16 protein-coding genes are annotated in these 15,381 nt (G+C 64.3%); 11 read left to right on the top strand and 5 right to left on the bottom strand.

Going from position 1 to position 15,381, the window contains the following annotated elements:
- Positions 1-80 precede the first annotated feature (80 nt).
- Positions 81-1,496 carry a lactate utilization protein B gene (locus OKW28_RS27735; protein ID WP_429450418.1) on the top strand — a complete coding sequence of 472 codons (1,416 nt, stop codon included), beginning with the start codon at positions 81-83 and terminating at the stop codon, positions 1,494-1,496.
- A 95-nt stretch (positions 1,497-1,591) separates the two neighbouring features.
- On the opposite strand, the gene OKW28_RS27730 is transcribed toward OKW28_RS27735, so the two are convergent.
- Complete coding sequence (locus OKW28_RS27730) at positions 1,592-2,119, bottom strand: hypothetical protein (RefSeq protein ID WP_429450417.1); 528 nt, start codon at positions 2,117-2,119, stop codon at positions 1,592-1,594.
- 274 nt (positions 2,120-2,393) lie between these two features.
- Between OKW28_RS27730 and OKW28_RS27725 the strand changes: the two genes are divergently transcribed.
- The 10 genes from OKW28_RS27725 (at position 2,394) to iscX (ending at position 9,600) form a co-directional block, all read left to right on the top strand.
- Positions 2,394-2,633 (top strand): hypothetical protein, encoded by a 240-nt coding sequence (locus OKW28_RS27725; RefSeq protein ID WP_429450415.1) that lies wholly within the window; start codon positions 2,394-2,396, stop codon positions 2,631-2,633.
- A gap of 152 nt (positions 2,634-2,785) precedes the next feature.
- Positions 2,786-3,283: a low molecular weight protein-tyrosine-phosphatase gene (locus tag OKW28_RS27720; protein ID WP_429450413.1), complete on the top strand. Its 498-nt coding sequence runs from the start codon at positions 2,786-2,788 to the stop codon at positions 3,281-3,283.
- Between the two features lie 161 nt (positions 3,284-3,444).
- Positions 3,445-3,975, top strand: coding sequence for a Fe-S cluster assembly transcriptional regulator IscR (gene iscR / locus OKW28_RS27715; RefSeq protein ID WP_018417524.1), 531 nt, complete (start codon positions 3,445-3,447; stop codon positions 3,973-3,975).
- A gap of 83 nt (positions 3,976-4,058) precedes the next feature.
- Entirely contained in the window at positions 4,059-5,282 is a 1,224-nt protein-coding gene (locus tag OKW28_RS27710; protein WP_184005994.1) for an IscS subfamily cysteine desulfurase, read from the top strand.
- Between the two features lie 72 nt (positions 5,283-5,354).
- A complete protein-coding gene (gene iscU / locus OKW28_RS27705; RefSeq protein ID WP_429450411.1) occupies positions 5,355-5,768 on the top strand; it encodes a Fe-S cluster assembly scaffold IscU in 414 nt (137 codons plus the stop codon).
- Positions 5,769-5,846: 78 nt separating this feature from the next.
- Entirely contained in the window at positions 5,847-6,170 is a 324-nt protein-coding gene (gene iscA / locus OKW28_RS27700; RefSeq protein WP_184022376.1) for an iron-sulfur cluster assembly protein IscA, read from the top strand.
- Positions 6,171-6,307: 137 nt separating this feature from the next.
- Positions 6,308-6,835: a Fe-S protein assembly co-chaperone HscB gene (gene hscB, locus OKW28_RS27695; protein WP_429450409.1), complete on the top strand. Its 528-nt coding sequence runs from the start codon at positions 6,308-6,310 to the stop codon at positions 6,833-6,835.
- 152 nt (positions 6,836-6,987) lie between these two features.
- Positions 6,988-8,859 (top strand): Fe-S protein assembly chaperone HscA, encoded by a 1,872-nt coding sequence (gene hscA / locus OKW28_RS27690; protein WP_429450408.1) that lies wholly within the window; start codon positions 6,988-6,990, stop codon positions 8,857-8,859.
- Between the two features lie 186 nt (positions 8,860-9,045).
- Positions 9,046-9,387, top strand: a complete 342-nt coding sequence (gene fdx / locus OKW28_RS27685) for an ISC system 2Fe-2S type ferredoxin (protein ID WP_429450407.1) — start codon at positions 9,046-9,048, stop codon at positions 9,385-9,387.
- A gap of 15 nt (positions 9,388-9,402) precedes the next feature.
- Positions 9,403-9,600 (top strand): Fe-S cluster assembly protein IscX, encoded by a 198-nt coding sequence (iscX, locus tag OKW28_RS27680; RefSeq protein WP_027198111.1) that lies wholly within the window; start codon positions 9,403-9,405, stop codon positions 9,598-9,600.
- 97 nt (positions 9,601-9,697) lie between these two features.
- Here the strand turns inward: iscX and OKW28_RS27675 are convergent, their stop codons facing one another.
- The 4 genes from OKW28_RS27675 to recJ all read right to left on the bottom strand — a co-directional run bounded on the left by OKW28_RS27675 (position 9,698) and on the right by recJ (position 15,368).
- Positions 9,698-10,396 carry a glycine zipper 2TM domain-containing protein gene (locus tag OKW28_RS27675; RefSeq protein ID WP_429450405.1) on the bottom strand — a complete coding sequence of 233 codons (699 nt, stop codon included), beginning with the start codon at positions 10,394-10,396 and terminating at the stop codon, positions 9,698-9,700.
- A 345-nt stretch (positions 10,397-10,741) separates the two neighbouring features.
- Positions 10,742-12,268: a lysine--tRNA ligase gene (gene lysS, locus OKW28_RS27670; protein WP_429450403.1), complete on the bottom strand. Its 1,527-nt coding sequence runs from the start codon at positions 12,266-12,268 to the stop codon at positions 10,742-10,744.
- Between the two features lie 178 nt (positions 12,269-12,446).
- A protein-coding gene (gene prfB, locus OKW28_RS27665) for a peptide chain release factor 2 (protein ID WP_113061858.1) occupies positions 12,447-13,551 on the bottom strand; the annotation gives its coding sequence in 2 pieces (ribosomal slippage) (positions 12,447-13,469 and positions 13,471-13,551; 1,104 coding nt in all).
- A gap of 110 nt (positions 13,552-13,661) precedes the next feature.
- Positions 13,662-15,368: a single-stranded-DNA-specific exonuclease RecJ gene (gene recJ, locus OKW28_RS27660; RefSeq protein ID WP_429450401.1), complete on the bottom strand. Its 1,707-nt coding sequence runs from the start codon at positions 15,366-15,368 to the stop codon at positions 13,662-13,664.
- Positions 15,369-15,381: the final 13 nt, after the last annotated feature.

Below are 15,381 nucleotides of genomic sequence, written 5' to 3'. Positions count from 1 at the left end.
GTCACGTTTATCTTGTCTGTCACGCATTGCGTCGGGCGCGAATGCGCCGCGCGTTTCAATCCGATCTCATCAGGGCCGCCATGCAAGTCCAATCGATGCAGTTCAAGGCTCGCGCCGGTCAGAAACTCGCCGACCAGCGCCTGCAGCAGAATCTGACCAAGCTGTCCACGAAGTTCGTGTCGGCGCGCGCGAGCGCGATGACCGCGATCGATTTCCCCGCGACGCGGGCCGCGCTCAAGGAGCGCCGTGATCGCGCGCTCGAGAATCTCGACGTGTGGCTCGAAACCTTCGAGCGCGAGGCGACCCGGCGCGGCGTGACTGTGCTGTTCGCGGAGACCACGCAGGAGGCCGCGCGGCTCGTCGGCGACATCGCGCGCAAGCACGACGTGAAGAAGGTGATCAAGACCAAGTCGATGGTCACCGAGGAAATGCGTCTGAACGAAGTGCTCGGGCAGATGGGCGTGCAGTCGATCGAAACCGACCTTGGCGAATACATCCTGCAGATCAACGACAACGAGCCGCCAAGCCACATCATCGCGCCGGTCGTTCACAAGGATAAGGACGAGATCGCCGATCTGTTCGCGAAGACGCACGGCCGGCCGCGGCTCACCGAGATTCCCGACATGACGCGTGAGGCGCGCGAGATGCTGCGGCCGCATTTTCTGAGCGCGGACATGGGCGTGACGGGCGGCAATTTCATCATCGCGGAAACGGGCTCGGTCGCGGTCGTGACCAACGAGGGTAACGAAGGTATGTGCACGGTGATGCCGCGCGTGCATGTCGCTGTCACCGGCATCGAGAAGGTGCTGCCGACGCTCGAGGATCTCGCGACGGCTATGCGCCTGCTGCCGCGTTCGGCAACCGGCCAGGCCACCTCGAACTATTTTTCGATGCTGACCGGGCCGCGTGGCGCGGGCGATCAGGATGGGCCCGAGCATATGTACGTGGTGCTCGTCGACGGTGGCCGCACAGGGCTGATCGGCGGCGACTTCCAGGAGATGCTTCGCTGCATCCGCTGCGGCGCGTGCATGAACCATTGCCCGGTGTATCAGAAGGTCGGCGGGCACGCGTATGGCTGGGTCTATCCGGGGCCGATGGGGTCGGTGCTGACGCCGAGCTATGTCGGCATCGACAAGGCGCTCGACCTGCCGCAAGCGGCGACGTTATGCGGCGAATGCAATAGCGTGTGCCCGGTCGGTATCCCGCTGTCCGATCTGTTGCGCAAGCTGCGCGAAAAGCAGATGGAGCGACACCTGCGGCCGTGGAAGGAGCGCGCCGGGTTGGCGCTGTGGGGCTGGCTCGCGCTGCATCCCGATGCCTATGCGCTCTTTACCAAACTCGCCGTGCGCGTGCTGGAGCGCATGGGTGGGCGCAATCGGTCGATCGCCAAACTGCCGCTCGGCGGCGCGGGCTGGACAGATACGCGCGACATGCCGGCGCCGGTGGGTCGTACGTTCCGCGAGTTGTATGCCGCGCAGCGCAGCCATATTGGCTGAGCGGGCGGCATTGGGATTGATTTGACGGCTGCACGCTCGCGCAGCCGTCGAAATGGGCGAAGAAGCCGGCGGGATGCTTCAGCGCCGCTTGGTCTTCAATGTTCGGTCATCTGCCCCGGCTGACGCGCGGGCGCATTTCTCCCCAAATCGTTGCCTCGTCCGCCGCCGTTGCCGGCTTGCGGCTGGCCCGGCGGCGGGCCGCCCGCGCCGGGGTGCGGGCCGCCATTGGCGCCACCAGGGCCATGCGGACCGCCCGCTGCGCCCTGCGGCGGCGGGCCGCCGTGCGCTTGTCCAGGACCGTCGCCATTGTTGCCATGACCGTTGCCGTGAGCGCCGTGCTGCCAGTCATTGTCGTTCGGATGACCGCGATCCGGATAGCCGCGATAGCCAGAGCCCGGCGCCGGGCCGTAGTAGCGTCCCGGACCGTAATCGCCGTAACCGAGGTACACATTGGTTTGCGGCACGACTGCGGCACCCGGCGCGTATGCGGAATCGTCATAACCGTTGTAGCCGCTATAGGCGCCGTAGCCGTTGCCGTACGTCGGTGTGCCGTCCGGATAGATCGCGCAGCCGCCGAGCAGCGCGGCGGCCACCAGGCCAGCGAGAGGTGCAATGCGTTTCATTTTGTGGGACCGATGCAAGTGCAAAGAAGCGTAAGGATAAGAATAAGACCGTCATTGTCGCCGTCCGTCGCGGCGGCTTTGTATGCGTTTGTAAGCTTTACTTTTGTGTGCCAGCGATGCCCCACTCTTCCCGAAAGACGTGTCAATTGACTGTTTCGTATCAAGCAACGATCTATCTCGCGCGGGTGGGTTTTTCCCGATTGTGAATTCCTATAGCATTTCGTTAGGGCATAGTGCGTCATAAGCTCATGCGCCCCTAATTGAAAAACACATCATGAAAAAGACAATATCGGTGTACTGGCCCCTAGCTATCGTTGTACCGCTCGCGGTGCTCGCCTTTCTGCACGTCAACGGCCAAACCGCTTCACGCGCTTCGCAGATGCCGCTCGACGCCAACCATCTGACCGCCGAACTCGCACGCGCGGTGTCGTACGGCATGATCGATACGGCGTCGGCATTGCCGGCCAAGCCAATGCGTGCCGTCACGGCGACGCCGCTCGCCGAGGCATCGTAAGCCGACGCGGCGGACCGCGACGGTCCGAAGCCGCTGATTTTGCTGGCTGCGCCCCGCTCGGCGCGAATCTGTCGAGATTTGTATAATCGCGGCGCAGTCTGCTGACTGTCTGACGACCTGACGCGCGGCGCCTCGAGCGTCGAAAATCCCTGATGAAAACTGTATCCATCTGTTTCGTTTGCCTCGGGAATATCTGCCGTTCACCGACGGCGGAGGGCGTGATGCGTCATCTGGTCGACGAGGCGAAGCTTGGGGACTGCATCCTGATCGATTCGGCCGGCACCGGCGATTGGCACATCGGCGCGGCACCCGACGAACGCGCGCAACACGCGGCCCGCCAGCGCGGCTATGCGCTCGACGCGCTGCGGGGCCGCCAGATCACGGTCGCGGACTTCGAGCGCTTCGATCTGCTGATTGCCATGGACGACCGAAACGTCGCCGCGTTGCGTCAACTGTGCCCGCCCGCACAGCGCGACAAGATCCGTCTGCTGATGGAGTTCGTGCCTGAGTCGGATGGCCGCTGGAGCGGCGCGCGAGAGGTTGTCGATCCGTATTTCGGCGGCGCGGAAGGCTTCGAGGTCGTGCTCGATCAGTGCGAAGTAGCCTGCCGCGGGCTGATCGCCGCGCTGCGCCCGCAGTTGCTCGCGTAGGCATCGGGCGAAGAACGCAGGCGCACCACGGGTGGGGGCGCGGCGTCGACGTATGGCGATCAATTAAGCGAATGACACAAAATTTACCGCCCATACTTGACTCATTTGCTCATGTATTTATACTTGACCAAACTTGTCGAGAATTGCGGTTCCCACATCATATGAGACTCACCACGAAAGGCCGTTTCGCCGTCACGGCGATGATCGACCTGGCGCTGCGCCAGGAGCAGGGCCCGGTGACGCTTGCGGGTATCAGCCAGCGCCAACACATCTCCCTGTCGTATCTCGAGCAGCTGTTTGGCAAGCTGCGCCGTCATGAAATCGTCGAGTCCGTGCGCGGACCGGGCGGTGGCTACAATCTCGCGCGCCGTGCCGAAGAGGTGACGGTGGCCGACATCATCATCGCGGTCGACGAACCGCTCGACGCCACCCAGTGCGGCGGTAAGGGCACATGCGAAGGCACCAAGCAGCACGACGGCCACTGCATGACGCATGAACTGTGGTCGACGCTGAACCAGAAAATGGTCGAATACCTCGATTCGGTTTCGCTGAAGGATCTGGTGGATCAGCAGCGTTCGCGCGAAGGCACGCCGGCCGTGCTGCGCGACAGGCGCAACGACGCTCCGGCGGTCGAACCCGTCCGCGTGGCGCCCAAGGGTCCCAATTCCGTTTTCAACATGGCCGGTTCGTGAAGCGCGGCACGCAAAAGAAAACCCTCGCCGCAGCCCCATATCGAACCCAGAAGCCAGAGCACATGACGTCCCCGGAGCAATTGATGAACAACGACTCTCTCCATCTGCCCATCTACATGGACTACAGCGCCACGACGCCGATCGATCCGCGTGTGGTGGACAAGATGATCCCGTATCTGCGCGAGCAGTTCGGCAATCCCGCGTCGCGTAGTCACGCTTATGGCTGGACCGCCGAGCGCGCAGTCGAGGAAGCGCGCGAGCAGGTGGCCGCGCTCGTGAACGCTGATCCACGCGAAATCATCTGGACCTCGGGTGCGACGGAGTCGGACAACCTCGCTCTGAAAGGTGCCGCGCACTTCTACAAGAGCAAGGGCAAGCACATCATCACGGTGAAGACCGAGCACAAGGCGGTGCTGGACACCACCCGCGAGCTCGAGCGCGAAGGCTTCGAAGTCACCTATCTGGATGTCAAGGACGACGGTCTGATCGACCTCGACGCCTTCAAGGCGGCGCTGCGCCCGGACACGATTCTGGTGTCGGTGATGTCGGTCAACAACGAGATCGGCGTCATCCAGGACATCGAGGCGATTGGCGAGATCACGCGCGAGAAGGGCATCATTTTCCACGTCGACGCGGCGCAGGCCACCGGCAAGATCCAGATCGATCTGCAGAAGCTGAAGGTCGACCTGATGTCGTTCTCGGCGCACAAGACCTACGGCCCGAAGGGCATCGGCGCGCTTTACGTGCGTCGCAAGCCGCGTATCCGAATCGAGGCGCAGATGCACGGCGGCGGTCACGAGCGCGGCATGCGTTCGGGCACGCTCGCCACGCACCAGATCGTCGGCATGGGTGAAGCGTTCCGTATCGCGCGTGAAGAGATGGCGACCGAAAACGAGCGCATCCGCATGCTGCGTGACCGGCTGCTGAAAGGCCTGTCGCAAATCGAGGAAGTGTATGTGAACGGCGACATGGAAAAGCGTGTGCCGCACAACCTGAACATCAGCTTCAATTTCGTCGAAGGCGAATCGCTGATCATGGCGGTGAAGGACGTCGCGGTGTCGTCGGGCTCGGCGTGCACATCGGCGTCGCTGGAGCCGTCGTACGTGCTGCGCGCGCTTGGCCGCAACGACGAACTCGCGCACAGCTCGATCCGCTTCACGGTGGGGCGCTTCACGACCGAGCAGGAAATCGATTACGTGATCAACCTGCTGAAGTCGAAGATTTCCAAGCTGCGCGATCTGTCGCCGCTGTGGGAAATGCACAAGGACGGGATCGATCTGTCGACCATCCAGTGGGCCGCGCACTGACGCGCCGGCTGGACGAAGCGGACATCGAACGTTCATCGCATTGCAGGTTGAAACGAATCAAGGAGTGTAATCATGGCATATAGCGACAAGGTCCTCGACCACTACGAAAACCCGCGCAACGTCGGTTCCTTCGCGAAGGACGACGACACGGTCGGTACCGGCATGGTCGGCGCGCCGGCCTGCGGCGACGTGATGAAGCTGCAGATCCGCGTCGGCGCGGACGGCATCATCGAAGACGCGAAGTTCAAGACCTACGGCTGCGGCTCGGCCATCGCATCGAGCTCGCTCGTCACCGAATGGGTGAAGGGCAAGACGCTCGACCAGGCGATGTCGATCAAGAACACGCAGATCGCCGAAGAACTGGCACTGCCGCCGGTGAAGATCCATTGCTCGATCCTCGCGGAAGACGCGATCAAGGCAGCGGTCGCCGACTACAAGCAGCGCCACGGCGAAGCAGCGGTTATCGAAGACGGCAAGGCCGCCTGAGCAACAGGGTAAGAAAGAAGCAACCGGTGAGCGCGGCGCGAACACGCGCGCCGCGCACTCTGGCAACTGAGAAACGTTATGGCAATTACGTTGACCGAAAAGGCAGCACAGCACGTCCAGAGGTATCTGACCCGCCGCGGTAAAGGCATCGGGTTGCGCGTCGGCGTGCGCACCACCGGTTGCTCGGGCCTCGCCTACAAGCTTGAGTACGTGGACGAACTCGCGCCGGAAGATCAGGTGTTCGAGACGGGCGGCGTGAAGGTCGTCGTCGACCCGAAGAGTCTCGCGTATATCGACGGCACGGAGCTCGACTTCGCGCGCGAGGGGCTGAACGAAGGCTTCAGGTTCAACAACCCGAACGTGAAAGACGAATGCGGCTGCGGCGAGTCGTTCCGCGTCTAGATTCGTTACCTTCCGCGTGCGGCGGATAAAAGGCGGCGCGGGCCGCCTTTTTAGTTTGATCCGCGCTCCACTGAACCGGTCACGCCTGACAAGGCCCAACGTCTCCATACCAGTTTTCATCAACGGACTTTAATCCGATGGCCTCGCTGAACGACAGCCACTTCGATCTGTTTGGTCTGCCGGCGCAATTCGCGCTCGACGCGAGCACGCTCGATCACGCGTACCGCACCGTGCAGGCGCAGGTGCATCCGGATCGCTTCGCGGCGGCCGGCGATGCGCAAAGGCGTATCGCGATGCAGTGGGCGACGCGCGCGAACGAGGCCTATCAGACGCTGCGCGATCCGCTCAAGCGCGCGACCTATCTGCTGTCGTTGCGCGGCATCAACGTCGGCGCGGAGAACAACACGGCGATGGAGCCCGCGTTCCTGATGCAGCAGATGGAGTGGCGCGAGAACATCGAGGACGCGGCCGCGGCGAAGAACGTCGACGCGCTCGACGCGCTGCTCATCGAGTTGCGCGACGAGGAGCGTCGGCGCTTCGACAAGCTCGGCGCATCGCTCGATCACGGCGCGAATCAGGCGGCGGGCGAGGCGGTGCGGCAGCTGATGTTCATCGAGCGCGTCGCGTCGGAAATCGATGCCCAGATCGAGCGGCTCGAAGGCTAGCGCGCTTTCGTGCGACGCGCGCAAAAGCGGGGCGCGGGCAAGCAGCAACAGTAGTAAGCGACAAACAAAAAACCAGAGCGGCCGCGAGCCGCGGCATCACCCCAGCAACGCGAACATTCAGGACGGGGCACAACGTCCCCGAGAAGATCTAGATGGCCTTACTGCAAATCTCCGAACCCGGCATGGCGCCGGCGCCTCACCAGCGGCGTCTGGCGGTCGGTATCGATCTCGGCACCACCAACTCCCTCGTCGCCGCTGTGCGCAGCGGCGTGCCCGATGTGCTGCCCGACGAAGACGGGCACGTGCTGCTGCCGTCGGTGGTGCGTTACCTGGAACAGGGCGGCCGTCGCATCGGCCGCCGGGCGAAGGCCGAGGCCGCGAGCGACCCGCGCAATACGATCGTGTCGGTCAAGCGCTTCATGGGTCGCGGCAAGGCCGAGGTGGAGGGCGCCGAGAACGCGCCGTACGATTTCGTCGATGCTCCCGGCATGGTGCAGATCCGCACCGTCGACGGCGTGAAGAGCCCGGTCGAGGTATCGGCTGAAATTCTCGCGACGCTGCGCCAGCGCGCCGAAGACACGCTCGGCGACGAACTGGTCGGCGCGGTAATCACGGTGCCCGCTTACTTCGACGAAGCGCAGCGCCAGGCGACCAAGGACGCCGCGCGCCTCGCGGGGCTGAACGTGCTGCGTCTGCTCAACGAACCGACCGCCGCGGCGATCGCCTACGGTCTCGACAACGGCGCCGAAGGTTTGTACGCGGTCTACGACCTCGGCGGCGGCACCTTCGACCTGTCGATCCTGAAGCTCACCAAGGGCGTTTTCGAAGTGCTCGCGGCGGGCGGCGATTCCGCGCTCGGCGGCGACGACTTCGACCATGCGCTATATCGCCATGTGCTCGAACAGGCCGGCATCGCGTCGCAGACGCTCGCGCCGCACGACGTGCGCCTGCTGCTCGATAGCGTGCGCGAGGCCAAGGAGGCGCTGTCGAGCGCGTCGCAAACTACCCTCAAGCTCACGCTTGCCAACGGCACCGCGCTCGATCTGACGATCGACGAAGCCACTTTCGAGACCATCACGGCCGCGCTGGTGCAACGCACGCTGGGCCCGACGAAAAAGGCGCTGCGCGACGCGAAGGTCACCACGAAGGAAATCAAGGGCGTCGTGCTGGTCGGCGGCGCGACGCGCATGCCGGTGATCCGCCGCGCGGTCGAGGCGTTCTTCGGCCAGCCGCCGCTCGTCAATCTCGATCCGGATCAGGTCGTCGCACTCGGCGCCGCGATCCAGGCCGATCTGCTGGCCGGCAACCGCGGGGCGGAAGGCGACGAATGGCTACTGCTCGACGTGATTCCGCTGTCGCTCGGCGTCGAGACGATGGGTGGCCTCACCGAAAAGATCATTCCGCGCAACTCGACGATTCCAGTCGCGCGCGCGCAGGATTTCACGACCTTCAAGGACGGCCAGACCGCGATGGCGATTCACGTCGTCCAAGGCGAGCGCGAGCTCGTCAGCGATTGCCGTTCGCTCGCGCGCTTCGAACTGCGCGGCATTCCGCCGATGGCCGCCGGCGCCGCGCGCATTCGCGTGACCTATCAGGTCGACGCCGACGGCCTGCTGTCGGTGTTTGCGCGCGAGCTGGCGTCGGGCGTGGAGGCATCGGTCGTCGTGAAGCCTTCGTATGGCCTCGCCGACGACGACATCGCGCGCATGCTCGAAGACAGCTTTTCGACCGCTGAAATCGACATGCGCGCGCGCGCATTGCGCGAGGCGCAGGTCGAAGCGCAGCGTCTCGTCGAAGCGACCGACGCGGCGCTCGCCGCCGACGCCGAGCTGCTCGACGACAGCGAACGCGCCGAACTCGACGCGCTGCTCGCCGCGCTGCGCAACGTCGCGCCAGGCGAAGACGTCGGCGCGATCGAAGCCGCGACGAAGGCGCTCGCCGAAGGCACCGACGAATTCGCCGCGCGCCGCATGAACAAGGGAATTCGCCGCGCGCTGTCGGGCCGCAAGCTCGACGAGATCTGAACGGGCGAGCGTAGCGACAGCAACGTGCACGCGACGCGCGCTCAGGCCACGCACGAACTGCGCCCCCACGAACCACCGATCGCGTCGCGCGGACTTAAAAAGTCCGCGCGCCGCCAGTAAAATGGTACGGAGCCTGCACGCGGCATTGCTGGCAGCCGCCGTGCCTCAGACCCAAACGGAAACTGTATGCCTCAAATCGTTGTGCTGCCTCACGTCGAACTGTGCCCGGAAGGCGCGGTGATCGACGCCGTTCCCGGCAAGAGCATCTGCGACAACCTGCTCGATAACGGTATCGAAATCGAGCATGCATGCGAGAAGTCGTGCGCGTGCACGACGTGCCACGTAGTCGTGCGTGAGGGTTTCGCCGCCTTGACGCCATCCGAGGAAGACGAGGACGATCTGTTGGACAAGGCATGGGGGCTGGAACCGGCTTCGCGCCTGTCGTGTCAGGCGGTCATGCCGGACGAGCAGGATCTGGTCGTCGAAATTCCGCGTTACTCGATCAATCACGCGAAGGAAAACCACTAACAGGAGGGTGCCGCCATGAAGTGGACCGATACGCAAGACATCGCGATGGCTCTGACGGACAAGCATCAGGACGTCGATCCACAGCAGGTGCGTTTCACCGACCTGCACCGCTGGGTGACCGAGCTCGAAGGCTTCGACGACGATCCGAACCGTTCGAGCGAGAAGATTCTCGAAGCGATTCAGGCGGCATGGATCGAAGACGCGGATTATTGAACGCGTGTTCGAACGGGTGCATTGAACTCCAAAGAAAAGGCGATTCCGATGGAATCGCCTTTTTTCATGGCGCGTCGACGAACGTTGGGCGCCGAGATCAGTCGGCGACGAGGCCGCCGTTCTGAACGCGCACGCGCTCGCCGTCGCGGAACGGCGGCGCCTCGCTATAGGTGAAGTAGCGCGTCTTGCCGTCTTCCATGTGCACGCGCACCGAATACGACGTCGTGCTGCGCAGATGTTTTTCGACCGAGTTGCCGGCGAACCCGCCGCCCAGCGCGCCGAGCAGCGTCATCGCGGTACGCCCGCCGCCGGCGCCGAATTGATTCCCGACGACGCCCCCGGCCACCGCACCGCCGACCGCGCCAATGCCGGTGCCATGTCCTTCATGCCGAACCGCCGAGATCGCGACGACGGTGCCGCAAGTCGAGCAATAAGCGGCATGCGGCGCCGGCTGCTGCGCATATTGCGGCGCGGCCTGTGCCTGCTGTTGCTGCGCGTCTTGCTGCTGGGTCGGAGCGGCGGCAGGGGCGGCCGGCACCGCTTGCTGAGCCTGATCCTGCCGCTGTTGCGCAGATGGCTTGACCGGCGCGGCCGAATCGACGACGCCCGGCGCTTGCGTGCTGACCTGCGCGGCCTGCGTCCGATCGTTCTGTGCGCCGTTACCCGACGCCTTCGGGAACACGCCGGTGATCGCCGCGGTAGCGACGAGACTCGCGACGAGCACCGCGCCGGCGGCCACCGCGATCAAGGGATGAAGACGACGTGGCTGCGTGGGTTGATGAGTAGTGGTGTCCATGTAGGGCCTCCGTTTCTGACAGAGCCGACTTCTTGTGAGACCGAGTGTCGGGCAATTCGATCCGGGCAGCGTTTCTATTTGTAACCGGCCCGGTGGCGGCCAGGTGTGTGGATCGCTGGCCTCTACGTGGCGCGCCTTGGTCTCAGCAAGCTTTTAAGATTGTTGCGACCACGGCGACTTGCGCGCGATCGTGAAGCTTTTACCGCTGGTTACAAACGATCAGAAGCAGAAAACGGTCCCACGGAGGGAAAACGCGCGCATAAAAAAACGCCCGGCATCAACCGGGCGCTCTTCAAACCATCGCATTGCGCGCGAAGCACAACGAGCGCTCGCGCCAAGCGTCGCTCAATCCTCGCGACGCAGATGCGGGAACAGAATCACGTCGCGGATGCTCGGGCTATCGGTCAGCATCATGACCAGACGGTCGATGCCGATACCGCAGCCGCCCGCCGGCGGCATGCCGTACTCGAGCGCGCGGATGTAGTCGGCGTCGTAGAACATCGCTTCCTCGTCGCCGGCGTCTTTCTGGTCGACCTGCTTCTTGAAGCGCGCGGCCTGATCTTCCGGATCGTTCAGCTCCGAGAACCCGTTGGCGATTTCGCGGCCGGTGATGAACAGCTCGAAACGCTCGGTGATGCCTTCCACCTTGTCCGACGCACGCGCGAGCGGCGACACCTCGATCGGGTAGTCGATGATGTAGGTCGGCTCCCACAGTTGCGACTCGGCGGTCTCTTCGAACAGCGCCAGTTGCAGCGAGCCGACGCCCGCGTTGAGGAACTGCGGCTGCGACGCATCGACGCCGAACTTCTTCAGCTCGGCGCGCAGGAACGTGCCGTCGGCGAGCTGCTCGTTCGTGTATTGCGGCGCGTATTTCTGGATCGCCTGCGTGATCGTGAGCCGATGGAACGGCTTCGACAGATCGAGCTCGCGGCCCTGATATGTGATGGTGGCCGTGCCGAGCGCATCGATCGCCGCCTGGCGAATCAGCTGCTCGGTGAAGTCCATCAGCCACTTGTAATCGGTGTAGGCCGCGTAGAATTCGATCATCGTGAATTCCGGGTTGTGGCGCACGGATACGCCCTCGTTGCGGAAATTACGATTGATCTCGAACACGCGCTCGAAGCCGCCCACCACCAGCCGCTTCAGGTACAGCTCCGGCGCGATGCGCAGGAACATCTGCATGTCGAGCGCATTGTGGTGCGTCGAGAACGGCTTGGCCGCCGCGCCGCCCGGAATCGGGTGCAGCATCGGTGTTTCGACTTCCATGAAGTTCGCGTCGGCCATGTACTTGCGGATCGACGAAATCGCCTTCGTGCGCGCGACGAACGTGCGGCGCGTTTCCGGCGTGACGATCAGATCGACATAGCGCTGGCGGTACTTCATTTCCTGGTCGGCGAGACCGTGGAACTTGTCCGGCAACGGACGCAGCGACTTCGACAGCAGACGCAGCTCCGTGCAGCGCACCGATAGCTCGCCCTTGTTGGTGCGGAACAGCACGCCGCGCGCGGCGACGATGTCGCCCATGTCCCACTTCTTGAACGCGTCGTAGGTCTCCTGACCGACGTCGGCCGGTGTGATGAAGAACTGGATCTGACCCGAGCCGTCGCGCACGGTTGCGAAACTTGCCTTGCCCATCACGCGTTTCAGCATCATGCGGCCAGCGATCGCGACTTCGAGCGGATGCGCTTCGAGCGCTTCCTTGTCGGCGTGCTCGTACTGCGCCTGCAGATCTTCGGCGTGGTGCGTGGGACGGAAATCGTTCGGATAGGCGACGCCTCGCTCACGCATTTCGCGCAGCTTTTCGCGGCGCTCGGCGATGATCTTGTTGTCGTCCGCTTCGGGCACGACAGTCGGCTGGGTCGGTTCGGTCATGATGATTTGGTATTCGGTGGCCCGCCGCGGAGTGCTCCGCTGGCGGGAAGCCAGTCAGTCAGTGTAAAAACCTCAGGCGGTACTGGAAAAACGGCGAATAAATGGCGTGGAAGCAACGCAAAAGCAGCAACGAAGAAGGCGCGGTCCCGATCGGTGAACGGGGCCGCGCCGTGCGCGCTTAGACGCCCTGTTTCAGGCTCGCGCTGATGAACGGATCGAGGTCACCGTCGAGCACGCTCTTCGTATTGCTGATTTCGACGTTGGTGCGCAGATCCTTGATGCGGCTGTTGTCGAGCACGTACGAACGGATCTGATGGCCCCAACCCACATCGGTCTTGCCGGCTTCCAGCTTGTCCTGCTCGGCCTGACGCTTGCGGATTTCCGCTTCATACAGGCGCGATTTCAGCATCGCCATTGCTTCGGCGCGGTTGCGGTGCTGCGAGCGGTCGTTCTGGCACTGCACGACGATGCCCGACGGCATGTGCGTGATACGCACCGCCGAGTCGGTCTTGTTGATGTGCTGACCGCCCGCTCCCGAAGCACGGTACGTGTCGATGCGCAGGTCGGCCGGGTTGATGTCGACTTCGATCGAGTCGTCGATTTCCGGGTACACGAACACCGACGAGAACGACGTGTGACGACCGCCCGACGAGTCGAACGGCGACTTGCGCACGAGCCGGTGCACGCCGGTTTCGGTACGCAGGAAGCCGTACGCGTATTCGCCTTCGATCTTGATCGTCGCGTTCTTGATGCCGGCGACGTCGCCTTCGGTCTGCTCGAGCACTTCGGTCTTGAAGCCCTTGCGCTCGCAATAACGCAGATACTGGCGCAGCAGCATCGACGCCCAGTCGCACGCCTCGGTGCCGCCGGCGCCGGCCTGGATGTCGAGAAAGGCGTTGTTGGGATCGGCCGGATTAGCGAACATCCGGCGGAATTCCATGTCGGCCACGCGTGCCTCGATGGCCTGGGCGTCACCCTCGCAGGCGAGCAGCGTGTCGTCGTCGGCTTCTTCGCGTGCCATCTCGAACAGGTCTTGCGCGTCGCGCACGTCGTTCGTGATCGACGTGAGCTTGCCGACCGTGTCGTCGAGCAGCTTCTTTTCCTTACCGAGTGCCTGGGCGTGCTTCGAGTCGTTCCAGACGTCCGGGTCTTCGAGTTCCCGGTTGACTTCGATTAGACGCAGTGCTTTGTCGTCGTAGTCAAAGATACCCCCGTAGGTCGTCCGCGCGCTTGCGCAGGTCGGCCAGAGAGGCTTCGATCGCGTTGAGACGTTCCGCTTCCATGTCGATCTTGTATAGCTTCGTAAAAAGGAGAAATTATAGCCGATCGGCACGCCGCGCCGGAGCCTCGCGGGCGATCTGGCGCGTGTTCGCGATTGATTTTGCGGAAGATTTCAGCTCACCGCGTGCTCGACGATCAGTTGCACGCGCGACACGCCGTTCCATGTATCGCTCGCGAGCCGGTAGGCGACGGTGGTGCGCGCGGGCAGCGTGTCGGTGTGATTGAACCAGATCGCGTTGAAGCGCTGGCGGCCGCGCAGCAGTTGCAGCTTCAGGTGCTTGTCCTTCACCAACGCCTGCGAGGCGACCTCGAATTCGCCGGAGAACACCGGCGCCGGAAAACCCTGGCCCCAGACGGCCGCGTCGAGCATTTCGACGAATTGCGGCGTGAAGTACGCGTCTTCGAGCTCGCCGTCGGTTTCGATCGTGCGCGCGAGCGCCTCCGCGGACAGCCACTCGCGGCCGACCGCCTCGAACGCGGCGGTGAAGCGCGGCACGTCGGCGGCGGCGATCGTCAGGCCCGCGGCCATCGCGTGGCCGCCGAATTTGACGATCAGGTCCGGCTCGCGCTTCGAGATCAGATCGAGCGCGTCGCGCAGGTGGAAGCCCGCGATCGAGCGGCCCGAGCCCTTGACGAGCATGCCGGTATCGTCGGCCGGCGCGAACGTGAACGACGGGCGGTGGAACTTCTCTTTCAGCCGTCCCGCGACGATGCCGATCACGCCCTGATGCCAGCCCGGATTGAACAACGTGATCGTGGTCGCGCCGTCGGGATCGACCGTCGACAGGTCGTCCAGCGCCTGCTGCTGCATGCCCGCCTCGATTTCACGGCGCTCGCGGTTCATCGTGTCGAGCTGCTGCGCGAGTTCCCAGGCGCGGCCGACGTCGTCGGTGGTCAGGCATTCGATGCCGAGCGACATGTCCGACAGCCGACCCGCCGCGTTCAGGCGCGGTCCCAGCGCGAAGCCGAGGTCGAAGCCGGAGGCGTTGCGCGCATCGCGCGCGGCGGCGCGAAACAGCGCGGCGATGCCCGGCTGCATGCGGCCGCGGCGGATGCGCTGCAGACCTTGCGCGACCAGCACGCGGTTGTTGCCGTCGAGTTTGACGACATCGGCGACGGTGCCGAGTGCGACCAGATCGAGCAGGCCGTCGAGGCGCGGCTCGGGCAGCGCGTCGCCGAACGCCCCACGGCGGCGCAGTTCGGCGCGCAGCGCGAGCAGCACGTAGAACATCACGCCGACGCCGGCGAGGCACTTGCTCGGGAACGTGCAGCCGGGCTGGTTCGGATTGACGATTGCGCGCGCGACGGGTAGTTCGTCGCCGGGCAGATGGTGGTCTGTGACGAGCACGTCGATGCCGAGAGCGTTGGCTGCCGCGACGCCGTCGACGCTCGCGATGCCGTTGTCGACGGTGATCAGCAGATCGGGCTTGCCGGCCGCGCTACGCGCCGCCAGCTCGACGATGTCCGGCGTGAGCCCGTAGCCGTGCTCCATGCGGTTCGGCACCAGGTAGTCGATGCGCGCGCCGAACATGCGCAGCCCGCGCACCGCGACCGCGCAGGCGGTCGCGCCGTCGCAGTCGTAGTCGGCGACGACCAGCATGCGGCGCTGCTGCTGGAGCGCGTCGGCGAGCAGCGCGGCGGCCGCGTCGCAGCCCTTCAGTTCGGCGGGCGGCACGAGCCGCGCGAGGCCGGTTTCGACGTCCTCGGGCAGGCACACGCCGCGCGATGCGTACAGGCGCGCGAGCACCGGATGCAGGCCGCAGCGGGTCAGCACTTCGGCGTCGACGGGGGAGCAGGGGCGCGTAACGATTCGGGTCATGCGGAAGGGTCGT

The sequence above is a fragment of the Paraburkholderia sp. 40 genome (genome assembly GCF_050434105.1).
Taxonomy (GTDB): Bacteria; Pseudomonadota; Gammaproteobacteria; order Burkholderiales; family Burkholderiaceae; genus Paraburkholderia; species Paraburkholderia tuberum.
This window is presented reverse-complemented; position numbering and strand designations above follow the sequence as displayed.

Bases quoted from the DNA above. Each gene is read 5' to 3' on its own strand.
- hscA (WP_429450408.1), top strand. From the start codon at position 6,988: ATGGCCTTACTGCAAATCTCCGAACCCGGCATGGCGCCGGCGCCTCAC.
- OKW28_RS27710 (WP_184005994.1), top strand. From the start codon at position 4,059: ATGAACAACGACTCTCTCCATCTGCCCATCTACATGGACTACAGCGCC.
- OKW28_RS27735 (WP_429450418.1), top strand. From the start codon at position 81: ATGCAAGTCCAATCGATGCAGTTCAAGGCTCGCGCCGGTCAGAAACTC.
- OKW28_RS27730 (WP_429450417.1), bottom strand. From the start codon at position 2,119: ATGAAACGCATTGCACCTCTCGCTGGCCTGGTGGCCGCCGCGCTGCTC.
- hscB (WP_429450409.1), top strand. From the start codon at position 6,308: ATGGCCTCGCTGAACGACAGCCACTTCGATCTGTTTGGTCTGCCGGCG.
- OKW28_RS27725 (WP_429450415.1), top strand. From the start codon at position 2,394: ATGAAAAAGACAATATCGGTGTACTGGCCCCTAGCTATCGTTGTACCG.
- OKW28_RS27675 (WP_429450405.1), bottom strand. From the start codon at position 10,396: ATGGACACCACTACTCATCAACCCACGCAGCCACGTCGTCTTCATCCC.
- lysS (WP_429450403.1), bottom strand. From the start codon at position 12,268: ATGACCGAACCGACCCAGCCGACTGTCGTGCCCGAAGCGGACGACAAC.
- iscU (WP_429450411.1), top strand. From the start codon at position 5,355: ATGGCATATAGCGACAAGGTCCTCGACCACTACGAAAACCCGCGCAAC.
- iscX (WP_027198111.1), top strand. From the start codon at position 9,403: ATGAAGTGGACCGATACGCAAGACATCGCGATGGCTCTGACGGACAAG.
- iscA (WP_184022376.1), top strand. From the start codon at position 5,847: ATGGCAATTACGTTGACCGAAAAGGCAGCACAGCACGTCCAGAGGTAT.
- OKW28_RS27720 (WP_429450413.1), top strand. From the start codon at position 2,786: ATGAAAACTGTATCCATCTGTTTCGTTTGCCTCGGGAATATCTGCCGT.
- fdx (WP_429450407.1), top strand. From the start codon at position 9,046: ATGCCTCAAATCGTTGTGCTGCCTCACGTCGAACTGTGCCCGGAAGGC.
- iscR (WP_018417524.1), top strand. From the start codon at position 3,445: ATGAGACTCACCACGAAAGGCCGTTTCGCCGTCACGGCGATGATCGAC.
- recJ (WP_429450401.1), bottom strand. From the start codon at position 15,368: ATGACCCGAATCGTTACGCGCCCCTGCTCCCCCGTCGACGCCGAAGTG.